This window comes from Escherichia sp. MOD1-EC7003 (assembly GCF_002965065.1).
In the GTDB taxonomy this organism is placed as follows: Bacteria; Pseudomonadota; Gammaproteobacteria; order Enterobacterales; family Enterobacteriaceae; genus Escherichia.
In genome coordinates this window covers 65,273-82,188 of sequence record NZ_PTRE01000030.1, presented here as the reverse complement: position 1 = coordinate 82,188, position 16,916 = coordinate 65,273, and the positions used below count along the sequence as shown (strand labels likewise).

The 16,916-nt window shown below is 53.9% G+C and carries 15 protein-coding genes; all 15 read left to right on the top strand.

Going from position 1 to position 16,916, the window contains the following annotated elements; genetic code table 11:
• Positions 1-30 precede the first annotated feature (30 nt).
• Genes mraZ through ftsZ form a run of 15 tightly spaced genes read left to right on the top strand, consistent with a single transcriptional unit; the run spans position 31 to position 16,853 of the window.
• Positions 31-489, top strand: coding sequence for a division/cell wall cluster transcriptional repressor MraZ (gene mraZ, locus A7090_RS05245; RefSeq protein WP_105273262.1), 459 nt, complete (start codon positions 31-33; stop codon positions 487-489).
• 1 nt (position 490) lies between these two features.
• Positions 491-1,432 carry a 16S rRNA (cytosine(1402)-N(4))-methyltransferase RsmH gene (gene rsmH / locus A7090_RS05240; protein WP_000970479.1) on the top strand — a complete coding sequence of 314 codons (942 nt, stop codon included), beginning with the start codon at positions 491-493 and terminating at the stop codon, positions 1,430-1,432.
• Positions 1,429-1,794 carry a cell division protein FtsL gene (gene ftsL, locus A7090_RS05235; protein ID WP_000625658.1) on the top strand — a complete coding sequence of 122 codons (366 nt, stop codon included), beginning with the start codon at positions 1,429-1,431 and terminating at the stop codon, positions 1,792-1,794. The genes rsmH and ftsL overlap by 4 nt, the downstream gene beginning before the upstream one ends.
• A gap of 15 nt (positions 1,795-1,809) precedes the next feature.
• On the top strand, positions 1,810-3,576 hold the full coding sequence (gene ftsI / locus A7090_RS05230) for a peptidoglycan glycosyltransferase FtsI (protein ID WP_105273261.1): 1,767 nt from the start codon (positions 1,810-1,812) through the stop codon (positions 3,574-3,576).
• Positions 3,563-5,050, top strand: coding sequence for a UDP-N-acetylmuramoyl-L-alanyl-D-glutamate--2,6-diaminopimelate ligase (gene murE / locus A7090_RS05225; RefSeq protein WP_105273260.1), 1,488 nt, complete (start codon positions 3,563-3,565; stop codon positions 5,048-5,050). Before ftsI ends, murE begins: the two co-directional genes overlap by 14 nt.
• Positions 5,047-6,405 (top strand): UDP-N-acetylmuramoyl-tripeptide--D-alanyl-D-alanine ligase, encoded by a 1,359-nt coding sequence (murF, locus tag A7090_RS05220; RefSeq protein ID WP_105273259.1) that lies wholly within the window; start codon positions 5,047-5,049, stop codon positions 6,403-6,405. Before murE ends, murF begins: the two co-directional genes overlap by 4 nt.
• On the top strand, positions 6,399-7,481 hold the full coding sequence (gene mraY, locus A7090_RS05215) for a phospho-N-acetylmuramoyl-pentapeptide-transferase (protein WP_000964131.1): 1,083 nt from the start codon (positions 6,399-6,401) through the stop codon (positions 7,479-7,481). The genes murF and mraY overlap by 7 nt, the downstream gene beginning before the upstream one ends.
• Positions 7,482-7,483: 2 nt before the next feature.
• Entirely contained in the window at positions 7,484-8,800 is a 1,317-nt protein-coding gene (gene murD, locus A7090_RS05210) for a UDP-N-acetylmuramoyl-L-alanine--D-glutamate ligase (protein ID WP_105273258.1), read from the top strand.
• Complete coding sequence (ftsW, locus tag A7090_RS05205) at positions 8,800-10,044, top strand: cell division protein FtsW (protein ID WP_105273257.1); 1,245 nt, start codon at positions 8,800-8,802, stop codon at positions 10,042-10,044. Before murD ends, ftsW begins: the two co-directional genes overlap by 1 nt.
• Positions 10,041-11,108, top strand: a complete 1,068-nt coding sequence (murG, locus tag A7090_RS05200) for an undecaprenyldiphospho-muramoylpentapeptide beta-N-acetylglucosaminyltransferase (protein WP_105273256.1) — start codon at positions 10,041-10,043, stop codon at positions 11,106-11,108. The genes ftsW and murG overlap by 4 nt, the downstream gene beginning before the upstream one ends.
• 53 nt (positions 11,109-11,161) lie before the next feature.
• Positions 11,162-12,637 carry a UDP-N-acetylmuramate--L-alanine ligase gene (murC, locus tag A7090_RS05195; RefSeq protein WP_105273255.1) on the top strand — a complete coding sequence of 492 codons (1,476 nt, stop codon included), beginning with the start codon at positions 11,162-11,164 and terminating at the stop codon, positions 12,635-12,637.
• The gene (ddlB, locus tag A7090_RS05190; protein ID WP_105273254.1) at positions 12,630-13,550 is read left to right on the top strand and encodes a D-alanine--D-alanine ligase; all 921 of its coding nucleotides are present in this window, start codon (positions 12,630-12,632) and stop codon (positions 13,548-13,550) included. Before murC ends, ddlB begins: the two co-directional genes overlap by 8 nt.
• Before the next feature lies 1 nt (position 13,551).
• Positions 13,552-14,376 (top strand): cell division protein FtsQ, encoded by an 825-nt coding sequence (gene ftsQ, locus A7090_RS05185; RefSeq protein WP_105273253.1) that lies wholly within the window; start codon positions 13,552-13,554, stop codon positions 14,374-14,376.
• 2 nt (positions 14,377-14,378) lie between these two features.
• Entirely contained in the window at positions 14,379-15,641 is a 1,263-nt protein-coding gene (gene ftsA / locus A7090_RS05180) for a cell division protein FtsA (RefSeq protein WP_105273252.1), read from the top strand.
• Positions 15,642-15,701: 60 nt separating this feature from the next.
• The gene (gene ftsZ / locus A7090_RS05175; protein ID WP_000462776.1) at positions 15,702-16,853 is read left to right on the top strand and encodes a cell division protein FtsZ; all 1,152 of its coding nucleotides are present in this window, start codon (positions 15,702-15,704) and stop codon (positions 16,851-16,853) included.
• Positions 16,854-16,916: the final 63 nt, after the last annotated feature.

Here is a 16,916-nt window from a genome sequence, read left to right as displayed (position 1 = left end):
GGCAAAGTGGGGATAAGGGGTGAGGCTGGCATGTTCCGGGGAGCAACGTTAGTCAATCTCGACAGCAAAGGGCGCTTATCAGTGCCTACCCGTTATCGGGAACAGCTGCTTGAGAACGCTGCCGGTCAAATGGTTTGCACCATTGACATTCATCACCCGTGCCTGCTGCTTTACCCCCTGCCTGAATGGGAAATTATCGAGCAAAAATTATCGCGTCTGTCGAGCATGAACCCAGTTGAGCGCCGTGTGCAGCGTCTTCTGTTAGGTCATGCCAGCGAATGTCAGATGGATGGCGCCGGTCGATTGTTAATTGCGCCAGTACTGCGGCAACATGCCGGGCTGACAAAAGAAGTGATGCTGGTTGGACAGTTCAACAAGTTTGAGCTGTGGGATGAAACAACCTGGCATCAACAGGTCAAGGAAGATATCGACGCAGAGCAGTTGGCTACCGGTAACTTATCGGAGCGACTGCAGGACTTGTCTCTATAAAATGATGGAAAACTATAAACATACTACGGTGCTACTGGATGAAGCCGTTAATGGCCTCAATATCCGTCCTGATGGCATCTACATTGATGGGACTTTTGGTCGCGGTGGTCACTCACGTCTGATCCTCTCGCAGCTTGGCGAAGAGGGGCGTTTGCTGGCGATCGATCGCGACCCGCAGGCTATCGCCGTTGCGAAGACTATTGATGATCCGCGCTTCTCCATCATCCACGGACCTTTCTCCGCGCTGGGCGAATACGTTGCCGAGCGCGATCTTATCGGCAAGATCGACGGCATTCTCCTCGATCTTGGCGTCTCTTCACCGCAACTTGATGATGCTGAACGCGGCTTTTCCTTTATGCGCGATGGTCCGCTGGACATGCGTATGGACCCAACCCGTGGGCAGTCAGCCGCTGAATGGCTACAAACCGCAGAAGAAGCCGATATCGCCTGGGTATTGAAAACCTATGGTGAAGAGCGTTTTGCCAAACGCATTGCCCGCGCCATTGTCGAGCGTAACCGCGAACAACCGATGACCCGCACCAAAGAACTGGCAGAAGTCGTGGCTGCCGCAACGCCGGTGAAAGACAAATTCAAACATCCTGCGACCCGTACCTTCCAGGCGGTGCGCATTTGGGTAAACAGTGAACTGGAGGAGATCGAGCAGGCGCTAAAAAGCTCGCTCAACGTGCTGGCCCCGGGTGGGCGGCTTTCGATCATCAGCTTCCACTCTCTGGAAGACCGCATTGTGAAACGTTTTATGCGTGAAAACAGCCGCGGTCCGCAAGTTCCGGCAGGGTTACCGATGACTGAAGAGCAGCTCAAAAAACTGGGTGGCCGTCAGCTGCGAGCACTAGGCAAGTTGATGCCGGGCGAAGAAGAGGTGGCTGAGAACCCTCGTGCCCGTAGTTCAGTTCTGCGCATTGCAGAGAGGACGAACGCATGATCAGCAGAGTGACAGAAGCTCTAAGCAAAGTTAAAGGATCGATGGGAAGCCACGAGCGCCATGCATTGCCTGGGGTTATCGGTGACGATCTTTTGCGATTTGGGAAGCTGCCACTCTGCCTGTTCATTTGCATTATTTTGACAGCGGTGACCGTGGTGACCACGGCGCACCATACCCGTTTACTAACCGCTCAGCGCGAACAATTGGTGCTGGAGCGAGATGCTTTAGACATTGAATGGCGCAATCTGATCCTTGAAGAGAATGCGCTCGGCGACCATAGCCGGGTGGAAAGGATTGCTACGGAAAAGCTGCAAATGCAGCATGTTGATCCGTCACAAGAAAATATCGTAGTGCAAAAATAAGGATAAACGCGACGCATGAAAGCAGCGGCGAAAACGCAGAAACCAAAACGTCAGGAAGAACATGCCAACTTTATCAGTTGGCGTTTTGCGTTGTTATGCGGCTGTATTCTTCTGGCGCTGGCTTTTCTGCTCGGACGCGTAGCGTGGTTACAAGTTATCTCCCCGGATATGCTGGTGAAAGAGGGGGATATGCGCTCCCTTCGCGTTCAGCAAGTCTCTACCTCCCGCGGCATGATTACTGACCGTTCTGGTCGCCCGTTAGCGGTGAGTGTGCCAGTAAAAGCGATCTGGGCCGACCCGAAAGAAGTGCATGACGCTGGCGGTATCAGCGTCGGTGACCGTTGGAAGGCGCTGGCTAACGCGCTCAACATTCCATTGGATCAGCTCTCAGCACGCATTAACGCCAACCCGAAAGGGCGCTTTATTTATCTGGCGCGTCAGGTAAACCCTGACATGGCAGACTACATCAAAAAACTGAAACTGCCGGGGATTCATCTGCGTGAAGAATCTCGCCGTTATTATCCGTCCGGCGAAGTGACCGCTCACCTCATCGGCTTTACCAACGTCGATAGCCAGGGGATTGAGGGCGTCGAGAAGAGTTTTGATAAATGGCTTACCGGGCAACCGGGCGAACGTATTGTGCGTAAAGACCGCTATGGTCGTGTAATTGAAGATATTTCTTCTACCGACAGCCAGGCCGCGCACAACCTTGCGTTGAGCATTGATGAACGCCTGCAGGCGCTGGTTTATCGCGAACTGAACAACGCGGTAGCCTTTAACAAGGCTGAATCCGGTAGCGCCGTGCTGGTGGATGTCAACACCGGTGAAGTGCTGGCGATGGCTAACAGCCCGTCATATAACCCAAACAATCTGAGTGGCACGCCGAAAGAGGCGATGCGTAACCGTACCATCACCGACGTGTTTGAACCTGGCTCAACGGTCAAACCGATGGTGGTGATGACCGCCTTGCAACGTGGCGTGGTGCGGGAAAACTCGGTACTGAATACCGTTCCTTATCGAATTAACGGCCACGAAATCAAAGACGTGGCACGCTACAGCGAATTAACCCTGACCGGGGTATTACAGAAGTCGAGTAACGTCGGTGTATCCAAGCTGGCGTTAGCGATGCCGTCCTCAGCGTTAGTAGATACTTACTCACGTTTTGGACTGGGAAAAGCGACCAATTTGGGGTTGGTCGGAGAACGCAGTGGCTTATATCCTCAAAAACAACGGTGGTCTGACATAGAGAGGGCCACCTTCTCTTTCGGCTACGGGCTAATGGTAACACCGTTACAGTTAGCACGAGTCTACGCAACTATCGGCAGCTACGGTATCTATCGCCCGCTGTCGATTACCAAAGTTGACCCCCCGGTTCCCGGTGAATGTGTCTTCCCGGAATCCATTGTCCGCACTGTGGTGCATATGATGGAAAGCGTGGCGCTACCGGGCGGCGGCGGCGTGAAGGCGGCGATTAAAGGCTATCGTATCGCCATTAAAACCGGTACTGCGAAAAAGGTTGGGCCGGACGGTCGCTACATTAATAAATATATTGCTTATACCGCAGGCGTTGCGCCTGCGAGTCAGCCGCGCTTCGCACTGGTTGTTGTTATCAACGATCCGCAGGCGGGTAAATACTACGGCGGCGCCGTTTCCGCACCGGTCTTTGGTGCCATCATGGGCGGCGTATTGCGTACCATGAACATCGAGCCGGATGCGCTGACAACGGGCGATAAAAATGAATTTGTGATTAATCAAGGCGAGGGGACAGGTGGCAGATCGTAATTTGCGCGACCTTCTTGCTCCGTGGGTGCCAGACGCACCTTCGCGAGCACTGCGAGAGATGACACTCGACAGCCGTGTGGCTGCGGCGGGCGATCTCTTTGTAGCTGTAGTAGGTCATCAGGCGGACGGGCGTCGATATATCCCGCAGGCGATAGCGCAAGGTGTGGCTGCCATTATTGCAGAGGCGAAAGATGAGGCGACCGACGGTGAAATCCGTGAAATGCACGGCGTACCGGTCATCTATCTCAGCCAGCTCAATGAGCGTTTATCTGCACTGGCGGGCCGCTTTTACCATGAACCCTCTGACAATTTACGTCTCGTGGGCGTAACGGGCACCAACGGCAAAACTACGACGACCCAGCTTCTGGCGCAGTGGTGCCAACTGCTTGGCGAAACCAGCGCGGTGATGGGCACTGTAGGTAATGGTCTGCTGGGGAAAGTGATCCCGACAGAAAATACCACTGGTTCGGCAGTCGATGTTCAGCATGAGCTGGCGGGGCTGGTGGATCAGGGCGCGACTTTTTGCGCAATGGAAGTTTCCTCCCACGGGCTGGTACAGCACCGTGTGGCGGCATTGAAATTTGCGGCGTCAGTTTTTACCAACTTAAGCCGCGATCACCTTGATTATCATGGTGATATGGAACACTACGAAGCAGCGAAATGGCTGCTTTATTCTGAACATCATTGCGGTCAGGCAATTATTAACGCCGACGATGCAGTGGGCCGTCGCTGGCTGGCAAAACTGCCGGACGCAGTTGCGGTATCAATGGAAGAACATATCAATCCGAACTGTCACGGGCGCTGGCTGAAAGCGAACGAAGTGAACTATCACGACAGCGGTGCGACTATTCGCTTTAGCTCAAGCTGGGGCGATGGCGAAATTGAAAGCCGCCTGATGGGCGCTTTTAACGTCAGCAACCTGCTGCTCGCGCTGGCGACACTGCTGGCGCTGGGCTATCCACTGGCTGATCTGCTGAAAACCGCTGCTCGTCTGCAACCGGTTTGCGGACGTATGGAAGTGTTCACTGCGCCAGGCAAACCGACGGTGGTGGTGGATTACGCGCATACGCCGGATGCACTGGAAAAAGCCTTACAGGCGGCTCGCCTGCACTGTGCGGGCAAGCTGTGGTGCGTCTTTGGCTGTGGTGGCGATCGTGATAAAGGCAAACGTCCACTGATGGGCGCAATTGCTGAAGAGTTTGCTGACGTAGCGGTGGTAACGGACGATAACCCGCGCACCGAAGAACCGCGAGCCATCATCAACGATATTCTGGCGGGAATGCTGGACGCCGGACATGCCAAAGTGATGGAAGGCCGTGCTGAAGCGGTGACTTGCGCCGTTATGCAGGCTAAAGAGAATGATGTGGTGCTGCTCGCGGGTAAAGGCCATGAAGATTACCAGATTGTTGGCAATCAGCGCCTGGACTACTCCGATCGCGTCACGGTGGCGCGTCTGCTGGGGGTGATCGCATGATTAGCGTAACCCTTAGCCAACTTACCGATATTCTCAACGGTGAACTAAAAGGGGCAGATATTACCCTTGATGCGGTAACCACTGACACGCGAAAACTGACGCCGGGCTGCCTGTTCGTGGCCCTGAAAGGCGAACGTTTCGATGCCCATGATTTTGCCGACCAGGCGAAAGCGGGAGGCGCGGGCGCACTACTGGTCAGCCGTCCTCTTGATATCGATCTGCCGCAGTTAATCGTCAAGGATACGCGTCTGGCGTTTGGCGAACTGGCTGCGTGGGTTCGCCAGCAAGTTCCGGCGCGCGTGGTCGCTCTGACGGGGTCCTCCGGCAAAACCTCCGTAAAAGAGATGACGGCGGCGATTTTAAGCCAGTGCGGCAACACGCTTTATACGGCAGGTAATCTCAACAATGACATCGGCGTACCGATGACGCTGCTGCGCTTAACGCCGGAATATGATTACGCAGTTATTGAACTTGGCGCGAACCATCAGGGCGAAATTGCCTGGACTGTTAGTCTGACTCGCCCGGAAGCGGCGCTGGTCAACAACCTGGCGGCGGCGCACCTGGAAGGTTTCGGCTCTTTGGCTGGCGTGGCAAAAGCGAAAGGCGAAATCTTTAGCGGCCTGCCGGAAAACGGTATCGCCATTATGAACGCCGACAACAACGACTGGCTGAACTGGCAGAGCGTAATTGGCTCACGCAAAGTGTGGCGTTTCTCACCCAATGCCGCCAATAGCGATTTCACCGCCAACAATATCCATGTGACTTCGCACGGTACGGAATTTACGCTACAAACCCCAACGGGTAGCGTTGATGTTCTGCTGCCGTTGCCGGGGCGTCACAATATTGCGAATGCGCTGGCAGCCGCCGCGCTCTCTATGTCCGTGGGCGCAACGCTTGATGCTATCAAAGCAGGGCTGGCAAATCTGAAAGCTGTTCCAGGCCGTCTGTTCCCCATCCAACTGACAGAAAACCAGTTGCTGCTCGACGACTCCTACAACGCCAATGTCGGTTCGATGACCGCAGCAGTCCAGGTACTGGCTGAAATGCCAGGCTACCGCGTGCTGGTGGTGGGCGATATGGCAGAACTGGGCGCTGAAAGCGAAGCTTGCCACGTACAGGTGGGCGAAGCGGCGAAGGCCGCTGGTATTGACTGCGTGTTAAGCGTGGGTAAACAAAGCCATGCTATCAGCACCGCCAGCGGCGTTGGCGAACATTTTGCCGATAAAACCGCGCTTATCGCGCATCTTAAATCACTGATTGCTGAGCAACAGGTAATTACGATTTTAGTTAAGGGTTCACGTAGTGCCGCCATGGAAGAGGTAGTACGCGCTTTACAGGAGAATGGGACATGTTAGTTTGGCTGGCCGAACATTTGGTCAAATATTATTCCGGCTTTAACGTCTTTTCCTATCTGACGTTTCGCGCCATCGTCAGCCTGCTGACCGCACTGTTCATCTCATTGTGGATGGGCCCGCGTATGATTGCTCATTTGCAAAAACTTTCCTTTGGCCAGGTGGTGCGTAACGACGGCCCAGAATCACATTTCAGCAAGCGCGGTACGCCGACCATGGGCGGGATTATGATCCTGACAGCGATTGTGATCTCCGTGCTGCTGTGGGCTTACCCGTCCAATCCGTACGTCTGGTGTGTGTTGGTGGTGCTGGTAGGTTACGGTGTTATTGGCTTTGTCGATGACTATCGCAAAGTGGTGCGTAAAGATACCAAAGGGTTGATCGCTCGCTGGAAATACTTCTGGATGTCGGTCATTGCGCTGGGTGTCGCCTTCGCGCTGTACCTTGCCGGGAAAGACACACCCGCAACGCAGTTGGTGGTCCCGTTCTTTAAAGATGTGATGCCGCAACTGGGGCTGTTCTACATTCTGTTGGCTTACTTCGTCATTGTGGGGACTGGCAACGCGGTAAACCTGACCGATGGTCTCGACGGTCTGGCAATTATGCCGACCGTATTTGTCGCCGGTGGTTTTGCGCTGGTGGCATGGGCGACTGGCAACATGAACTTTGCCAGCTATTTACACATACCGTATCTGCGACACGCCGGGGAACTGGTCATTGTCTGTACCGCGATAGTCGGGGCTGGGCTGGGCTTCCTGTGGTTTAACACCTATCCGGCGCAGGTCTTTATGGGCGATGTCGGTTCGCTGGCGTTAGGTGGTGCGTTAGGCATTATCGCCGTACTGCTACGTCAGGAATTCCTGCTGGTGATTATGGGGGGCGTGTTCGTGGTAGAAACGCTTTCCGTCATCCTGCAGGTCGGCTCCTTTAAACTGCGCGGACAACGTATTTTCCGCATGGCGCCGATTCATCACCACTATGAACTGAAAGGCTGGCCGGAACCGCGCGTCATTGTGCGTTTCTGGATTATTTCGCTGATGCTGGTCCTGATTGGTCTGGCAACGCTGAAGGTACGTTAATCATGGCTGATTACCAGGGTAAAAATGTCGTCATTATCGGCCTGGGCCTCACCGGGCTTTCTTGCGTGGACTTTTTCCTCGCTCGCGGTGTGACGCCGCGCGTCATGGATACGCGGATGACACCGCCTGGTCTGGATAAATTACCCGAAGCCGTAGAACGCCACACGGGCGGCCTCAATGATGAATGGCTGATGGCGGCAGATCTGATTGTCGCCAGTCCCGGTATTGCGCTGGCGCATCCTTCCTTAAGCGCTGCCGCTGATGCCGGAATCGAAATCGTTGGCGATATCGAGCTGTTCTGCCGAGAAGCACAAGCACCGATTGTGGCGATTACCGGTTCTAACGGCAAAAGCACGGTCACCACGCTAGTGGGGGAAATGGCGAAAGCGGCGGGGGTTAACGTTGGTGTGGGGGGCAATATTGGCCTGCCAGCGTTGATGCTGCTGGATGATGAGTGCGAACTGTACGTGCTGGAACTGTCGAGTTTTCAGCTGGAAACTACTTCCAGTTTGCAGGCGGTAGCAGCGACCATTCTGAACGTGACTGAAGATCATATGGATCGCTATCCATTCGGTTTACAACAGTACCGTGCGGCAAAGTTGCGCATTTACGAAAACGCGAAAGTTTGCGTGGTTAATGCCGATGATGCCTTAACAATGCCGATTCGCGGTGCGGATGAATGTTGCGTCAGCTTTGGCGTCAACATGGGTGACTATCACCTGAATCATCAGCAGGGTGAAACCTGGCTGCGGGTGAAAGGCGAGAAAGTGCTGAACGTGAAAGAGATGAAACTTTCCGGGCAGCATAACTACACCAATGCGCTGGCGGCGCTGGCGCTGGCAGATGCCGCAGGGTTACCGCGTGCCAGCAGCCTGAAAGCGTTAACCACGTTCACCGGTCTGCCGCATCGCTTTGAAGTCGTGCTGGAGCACAATGGCGTACGCTGGATTAACGATTCAAAAGCGACCAACGTCGGCAGTACGGAAGCGGCGCTGAATGGCCTGCACGTAGACGGCACGCTACATTTGTTGCTGGGCGGCGATGGTAAATCGGCAGACTTCAGCCCACTGGCGCGCTATCTGAATGGCGATAACGTTCGTCTGTATTGTTTTGGCCGTGACGGCGTGCAACTGGCGGCGCTACGCCCAGAAGTGGCAGAACAAACCGAAACCATGGAACAGGCGATGCGCTTACTGGCTTCGCGTGTTCAGCCAGGTGATATGGTTCTGCTCTCTCCGGCCTGTGCCAGCCTTGATCAATTCAAGAACTTTGAACAACGAGGCAATGAGTTTGCCCGTCTGGCGAAGGAGTTAGGTTGATGCGTTTATCTCTCCCTCGCCTGAAAATGCCGCGCCTGCCAGGATTCAGTATTCTGGTATGGATCTTTACGGCGCTGAAAGGCTGGGTGATGGGCTCGCGGGAAAAAGATACCGACAGCCTGATCATGTACGATCGCACGCTGGTTTGGCTGACTTTCGGCCTCGCAGCGATCGGCTTTATCATGGTGACCTCGGCGTCAATGCCTATTGGGCAACGCTTAACCAACGATCCGTTCTTCTTCGCGAAGCGTGATGGCGTCTATCTGATCATGGCATTCATTCTGGCGATCATTACGCTGCGTCTGCCGATGGAGTTCTGGCAACGCTACAGTGCCACGATGTTGCTCGGATCAATCATCCTGCTGATGATTGTGCTGGTGGTGGGTAGCTCGGTTAAAGGCGCATCGCGTTGGATCGATCTCGGCTTGCTACGTATCCAGCCTGCGGAGCTAACCAAGCTGTCGCTGTTTTGCTATATCGCCAACTATCTGGTGCGTAAAGGCGACGAAGTGCGTAATAACCTGCGTGGCTTCCTGAAACCAATGGGCGTGATTCTGGTGTTGGCAGTGTTACTGCTGGCACAGCCAGACCTTGGTACGGTGGTGCTGCTGTTTGTGACTACGCTGGCGATGTTGTTCTTGGCGGGAGCGAAATTGTGGCAGTTCATTGCCATTATTGGCATGGGGATTTCAGCGGTTGTGTTGCTGATCCTCGCCGAACCGTATCGTATTCGCCGTGTTACCGCATTCTGGAACCCGTGGGAAGATCCCTTTGGCAGCGGCTATCAGTTAACGCAATCGCTGATGGCGTTTGGTCGCGGCGAACTGTGGGGGCAAGGTTTAGGTAACTCGGTACAAAAACTGGAGTATTTGCCGGAAGCGCATACTGACTTTATTTTCGCCATTATCGGCGAAGAACTGGGGTATGTCGGTGTGGTGCTGGCACTTTTAATGGTATTCTTCGTCGCTTTTCGTGCGATGTCGATTGGCCGTAAAGCATTAGAAATTGACCACCGTTTTTCCGGTTTTCTCGCCTGTTCCATTGGCATCTGGTTTAGCTTCCAGGCGCTGGTTAACGTAGGCGCGGCGGCGGGGATGTTACCGACTAAAGGTTTGACATTGCCGCTGATCAGTTACGGTGGTTCGAGCTTACTGATTATGTCGACAGCCATCATGATGCTGTTGCGTATTGATTATGAAACGCGTCTGGAGAAAGCGCAGGCGTTTGTACGAGGTTCACGATGAGTGGTCAAGGAAAGCGATTAATGGTGATGGCCGGCGGAACTGGTGGACATGTGTTCCCGGGACTGGCGGTTGCGCACCATCTAATGGCTCAGGGTTGGCAAGTTCGCTGGCTGGGGACTGCCGATCGTATGGAAGCGGACTTAGTGCCAAAACATGGCATCGAAATTGATTTCATTCGTATCTCTGGTTTGCGTGGAAAAGGTATAAAAGCACTGATAGCTGCGCCGCTGCGAATCTTCAACGCCTGGCGTCAGGCGCGGGCGATTATGAAAGCGTACAAACCTGACGTGGTGCTTGGTATGGGCGGCTACGTATCAGGTCCGGGTGGCCTGGCCGCGTGGTCGTTAGGCATTCCGGTCGTACTTCATGAGCAAAACGGTATTGCAGGCTTAACCAATAAATGGCTGGCGAAGATTGCCACCAAAGTGATGCAGGCGTTTCCAGGCGCTTTCCCTAATGCGGAAGTGGTCGGTAACCCGGTGCGTACCGATGTGCTGGCACTGCCGTTGCCACAGCAACGTTTGGCTGGACGTGAAGGTCCGGTTCGTGTGTTGGTCGTGGGCGGTTCTCAGGGGGCACGCATTCTTAACCAGACAATGCCGCAGGTCGCAGCAAAACTGGGTGATTCAGTCACTATCTGGCATCAGAGCGGCAAAGGTTCGCAACAAATCGTTGAACAGGCATATGCCGAAGCGGGGCAACCGCAGCATAAAGTGACGGAATTTATTGATGATATGGCGGCGGCGTATGCGTGGGCAGATGTCGTCGTTTGCCGCTCCGGTGCGTTAACAGTGAGTGAAATCGCCGCGGCGGGACTACCGGCGTTGTTTGTGCCGTTTCAACATAAAGACCGCCAGCAATACTGGAATGCGCTACCGCTGGAAAAAGCGGGCGCAGCCAAAATTATCGAGCAGCCACAGCTTACCGTGGATGCGGTCGCCAACACCCTGGCCGGGTGGTCGCGAGAAACCTTATTAACCATGGCAGAACGCGCCCGTGCTGCATCCATTCCGGATGCCACCGAGCGAGTGGCAAATGAAGTGAGCCGGGCTGCCCGGGCGTAATTGTAGCGATGCCTTTTGCATCGTATGAATGTAAGAAGTTAATGGCGTAAAGAATGAATACACAACAATTGGCAAAACTGCGTTCCATCGTGCCCGAAATGCGTCGCGTTCGGCACATACACTTTGTCGGCATCGGTGGTGCCGGTATGGGCGGTATTGCCGAAGTTCTGGCCAATGAAGGTTATCAGATCAGTGGTTCCGATTTAGCGCCAAATCCGGTCACGCAGCAGTTAATGAATCTGGGAGCGACGATTTATTTCAACCATCGCCCGGAAAACGTACGTGATGCCAGCGTGGTCGTTGTTTCCAGCGCGATTTCTGCCGATAACCCGGAAATTGTCGCCGCTCATGAAGCGCGTATTCCGGTGATTCGTCGCGCGGAAATGCTGGCTGAGTTAATGCGTTTTCGTCATGGCATCGCCATTGCCGGAACGCACGGCAAAACGACAACCACCGCGATGGTTTCCAGCATCTACGCAGAAGCGGGCCTCGACCCAACCTTCGTTAACGGCGGGCTGGTGAAAGCGGCAGGCGTTCATGCACGTTTAGGCCATGGTCGTTACCTGATTGCCGAAGCGGATGAGAGCGATGCATCGTTCCTGCATCTGCAACCGATGGTGGCGATTGTCACCAATATCGAAGCCGACCATATGGATACCTATCAGGGCGACTTTGAGAATTTAAAACAGACTTTTATTAATTTTCTGCACAACCTGCCGTTTTACGGTCGTGCGGTGATGTGTGTTGATGATCCGGTGATCCGCGAATTGTTACCGCGTGTGGGGCGTCAGACCACGACTTACGGCTTCAGCGAAGATGCCGACGTGCGTGTAGAAGATTATCAGCAGATTGGTCCGCAGGGGCACTTTACGCTGCTGCGCCAGGACAAAGAGCCGATGCGCGTCACCCTGAATGCGCCTGGTCGTCATAATGCGCTGAACGCCGCAGCTGCAGTTGCGGTTGCTACGGAAGAGGGGATTGACGACGAGGCTATTTTGCGTGCGCTGGAGAGCTTCCAGGGGACAGGTCGTCGTTTTGATTTCCTTGGTGAATTCCCGCTGGAGCCAGTGAATGGTAAAAGCGGTACGGCAATGCTGGTCGATGATTACGGCCACCACCCGACTGAAGTGGACGCCACCATTAAAGCGGCGCGTGCAGGCTGGCCGGATAAAAACCTGGTAATGCTGTTTCAGCCGCACCGTTTTACCCGTACGCGCGACCTGTATGATGATTTCGCCAATGTGCTGACGCAGGTTGATACCCTGTTGATGCTGGAAGTGTATCCGGCTGGCGAAGCACCAATTCCGGGAGCGGACAGCCGTTCGCTGTGTCGCACAATTCGTGGACGTGGGAAAATTGATCCTATTCTGGTGCCGGACCCGACGCAGGTAGCCGAGATGCTTGCACCGGTATTAACCGGTAACGACCTGATTCTCGTTCAGGGGGCTGGTAATATCGGAAAAATTGCCCGTTCTTTAGCTGAAATCAAACTGAAGCCGCAAACTCCGGAGGAAGAACAACATGACTGATAAAATCGCGGTCCTGTTGGGCGGAACCTCCGCTGAACGGGAGGTTTCTTTGAATTCTGGCGCCGCGGTGTTAGCCGGGCTGCGTGAAGGTGGTATTGACGCGTATCCTGTCGATCCAAAAGAAGTTGACGTGACACAACTGAAGTCGATGGGCTTTCAGAAAGTTTTTATCGCGCTACATGGCCGCGGTGGTGAAGATGGTACGCTGCAGGGCATGCTCGAGCTGATGGGCTTGCCTTATACCGGCAGCGGAGTGATGGCATCTGCGCTTTCAATGGATAAACTACGCAGCAAACTGCTGTGGCAAGGCGCAGGTTTACCGGTCGCTCCATGGGTAGCGTTAACCCGCGCAGAGTTTGAAAACGGTCTTAGCGATAAGCAGTTAGCCGAAATTTCAGCTCTGGGTTTACCGGTTATCGTTAAGCCGAGCCGCGAAGGTTCCAGCGTGGGAATGTCAAAGGTAGTAGCAGAAAATGCTCTGCAAGATGCATTAAGATTGGCATTTCAGCACGATGAAGAAGTATTGATTGAAAAATGGTTAAGTGGGCCGGAATTCACGGTTGCGATACTCGGTGAAGAAATTTTACCGTCAATACGTATTCAACCGGCTGGAACCTTCTATGATTATGAGGCGAAGTATCTCTCTGATGAGACACAGTATTTCTGCCCCGCAGGTCTGGAAGCGTCACAAGAGGCCAATTTGCAGGCATTAGTGCTGAAAGCATGGACGACTTTAGGTTGCAAAGGGTGGGGACGTATTGACGTCATGCTCGATAGCGATGGACAGTTTTATCTGCTGGAAGCCAATACCTCACCGGGTATGACCAGCCATAGTCTGGTGCCAATGGCGGCACGTCAGGCAGGTATGAGCTTCTCGCAGTTGGTAATACGAATTCTGGAACTGGCGGACTAATATGTCGCAGGCTGCTCTGAACACGCGAAACAGCGAAGAAGACGTTTCTTCTCGCCGCAATAATGGAACGCGTCTGGCGGGGATCCTTTTCCTGCTGACCGTTTTAACGACAGTGTTGGTGAGCGGCTGGGTCGTGTTGGGCTGGATGGAAGATGCGCAACGCCTGCCGCTCTCAAAGCTGGTGTTGACCGGTGAACGCCACTACACGCGTAATGACGATATCCGGCAGTCGATCCTGGCATTGGGTGAGCCGGGTACCTTTATGACCCAGGATGTCAACATCATCCAGACGCAGATAGAACAACGCCTGCCGTGGATTAAGCAGGTGAGCGTCAGAAAGCAGTGGCCTGATGAATTGAAGATTCATCTGGTTGAATATGTGCCGATTGCGCGGTGGAATGATCAACATATGGTCGACGCCGAAGGAAACACCTTTAGCGTGCCGCCAGATCGCACCAGTAAGCAGGTGCTTCCGATGTTGTATGGCCCGGAAGGCAGCGCCAATGAAGTGTTGCAGGGTTATCGCGATATGGAGCAGATGCTGGCAAAGGATAGATTTACTCTGAAGGAAGCGGCGATGACCGCGCGGCGTTCTTGGCAGTTGACGCTGAATAACGATATTAAGCTCAATCTTGGCCGGGGCGATACGATGAAACGTTTGGCTCGCTTTGTAGAACTTTATCCGGTTTTACAGCAGCAGGCGCAAACCGATGGCAAACGGATTAGCTACGTTGATTTGCGTTATGACTCTGGAGCGGCAGTCGGCTGGGCGCCCTTGCCGCCAGAGGAATCTACTCAGCAACAAAATCAGGCACAGGCAGAATAACAATGATCAAGGCGACGGACAGAAAACTGGTAGTAGGACTGGAGATTGGTACCGCGAAGGTTGCCGCTTTAGTAGGGGAAGTTCTGCCTGACGGTATGGTCAATATCATTGGCGTGGGCAGCTGCCCGTCGCGTGGTATGGATAAAGGCGGGGTGAACGACCTCGAATCCGTGGTCAAGTGCGTACAACGCGCCATTGACCAGGCAGAATTGATGGCAGATTGTCAGATCTCTTCAGTCTATCTGGCGCTTTCTGGTAAGCACATCAGCTGCCAGAATGAAATTGGTATGGTGCCTATTTCTGAAGAAGAAGTGACGCAAGAAGATGTGGGAAACGTCGTCCATACCGCGAAATCGGTGCGTGTGCGCGATGAGCATCGTGTGCTGCATGTGATCCCGCAAGAGTATGCGATTGACTATCAGGAAGGGATCAAGAATCCGGTAGGGCTTTCTGGCGTGCGGATGCAGGCAAAAGTGCATCTGATCACATGTCATAACGATATGGCGAAAAACATCGTCAAAGCGGTTGAACGTTGTGGGCTGAAAGTTGACCAACTGATATTTGCCGGACTGGCATCAAGTTATTCGGTATTGACTGAAGATGAACGTGAACTGGGTGTCTGCGTTGTCGATATCGGTGGTGGTACAATGGATATCGCCGTTTATACCGGTGGGGCATTGCGCCACACTAAGGTAATTCCTTATGCTGGCAATGTCGTGACCAGTGATATCGCTTACGCCTTTGGCACGCCGCCAAGCGACGCCGAAGCGATTAAAGTTCGCCACGGTTGTGCGTTGGGTTCCATCGTTGGAAAAGATGAGAGCGTGGAAGTGCCGAGCGTAGGCGGTCGTCCACCGCGGAGTCTGCAACGTCAGACCCTGGCAGAGGTGATCGAGCCGCGCTATACCGAGCTGCTCAACCTGGTCAACGAAGAGATATTGCAGTTGCAGGAAAAGCTTCGCCAACAAGGGGTTAAACATCACCTGGCGGCAGGCATTGTATTAACCGGTGGCGCAGCGCAGATCGAAGGTCTTGCCGCCTGTGCTCAGCGCGTGTTTCATACGCAGGTGCGTATCGGCGCGCCGCTGAACATTACCGGTTTAACGGATTATGCTCAGGAGCCGTATTATTCGACGGCGGTGGGATTGCTTCACTACGGGAAAGAGTCACATCTTAACGGTGAAGCTGAAGTAGAAAAACGTGTTACAGCATCAGTTGGCTCGTGGATTAAGCGACTCAATAGTTGGCTGCGAAAAGAGTTTTAATTTTTATGAGGCCGACAATGATTACGGTCTCAGGCGACAGGCACAAATCGGAGAGAAACTATGTTTGAACCAATGGAACTTACCAATGACGCGGTGATTAAAGTCATCGGCGTCGGCGGCGGCGGCGGTAATGCTGTTGAACACATGGTGCGCGAGCGCATTGAAGGTGTTGAATTCTTCGCGGTAAATACCGATGCACAAGCGCTGCGTAAAACAGCGGTTGGACAGACGATTCAAATCGGTAGCGGTATCACCAAAGGACTAGGCGCTGGCGCTAATCCAGAAGTTGGCCGTAATGCGGCTGATGAGGATCGCGATGCACTGCGTGCGGCGCTGGAAGGTGCAGACATGGTCTTCATTGCTGCGGGTATGGGTGGTGGTACCGGTACAGGTGCAGCACCAGTCGTCGCTGAAGTGGCAAAAGATTTGGGTATCCTGACCGTTGCTGTCGTAACTAAGCCTTTCAACTTTGAAGGCAAAAAGCGTATGGCATTCGCGGAGCAGGGGATCACTGAACTGTCCAAGCATGTGGACTCTCTGATCACTATCCCGAACGACAAACTGCTGAAAGTTCTGGGCCGCGGTATCTCCCTGCTGGATGCGTTTGGCGCAGCGAACGATGTACTGAAAGGCGCTGTTCAGGGGATCGCCGAACTGATTACTCGTCCGGGCCTGATGAACGTGGACTTTGCAGACGTACGTACCGTAATGTCTGAAATGGGCTACGCAATGATGGGGTCTGGCGTGGCGAGCGGCGAAGACCGTGCGGAAGAGGCTGCTGAAATGGCTATCTCCTCTCCGCTGCTGGAAGATATTGACCTGTCTGGCGCGCGCGGCGTGCTGGTTAACATCACGGCGGGCTTCGACCTGCGTCTGGATGAATTCGAAACGGTAGGTAACACCATCCGTGCATTTGCTTCCGACAACGCAACTGTCGTTATCGGTACTTCTCTTGACCCGGATATGAATGACGAGCTGCGCGTAACTGTTGTTGCGACAGGTATTGGCATGGACAAGCGTCCTGAAATCACCCTGGTGACCAATAAGCAGGTTCAACAGCCAGTGATGGATCGCTACCAGCAGCACGGTATGGCACCGTTGACCCAGGAGCAGAAACCGGTTGCAAAAGTCGTGAATGACAACGCGCCGCAAACTGCGAAAGAGCCGGATTATCTGGATATCCCAGCATTCCTGCGTAAGCAAGCTGATTAAGAATTGACTGGAATTTGGGTTTCGAGGCTCTTTGTGCTAAACTGACCCGCCGAATGTATAGTA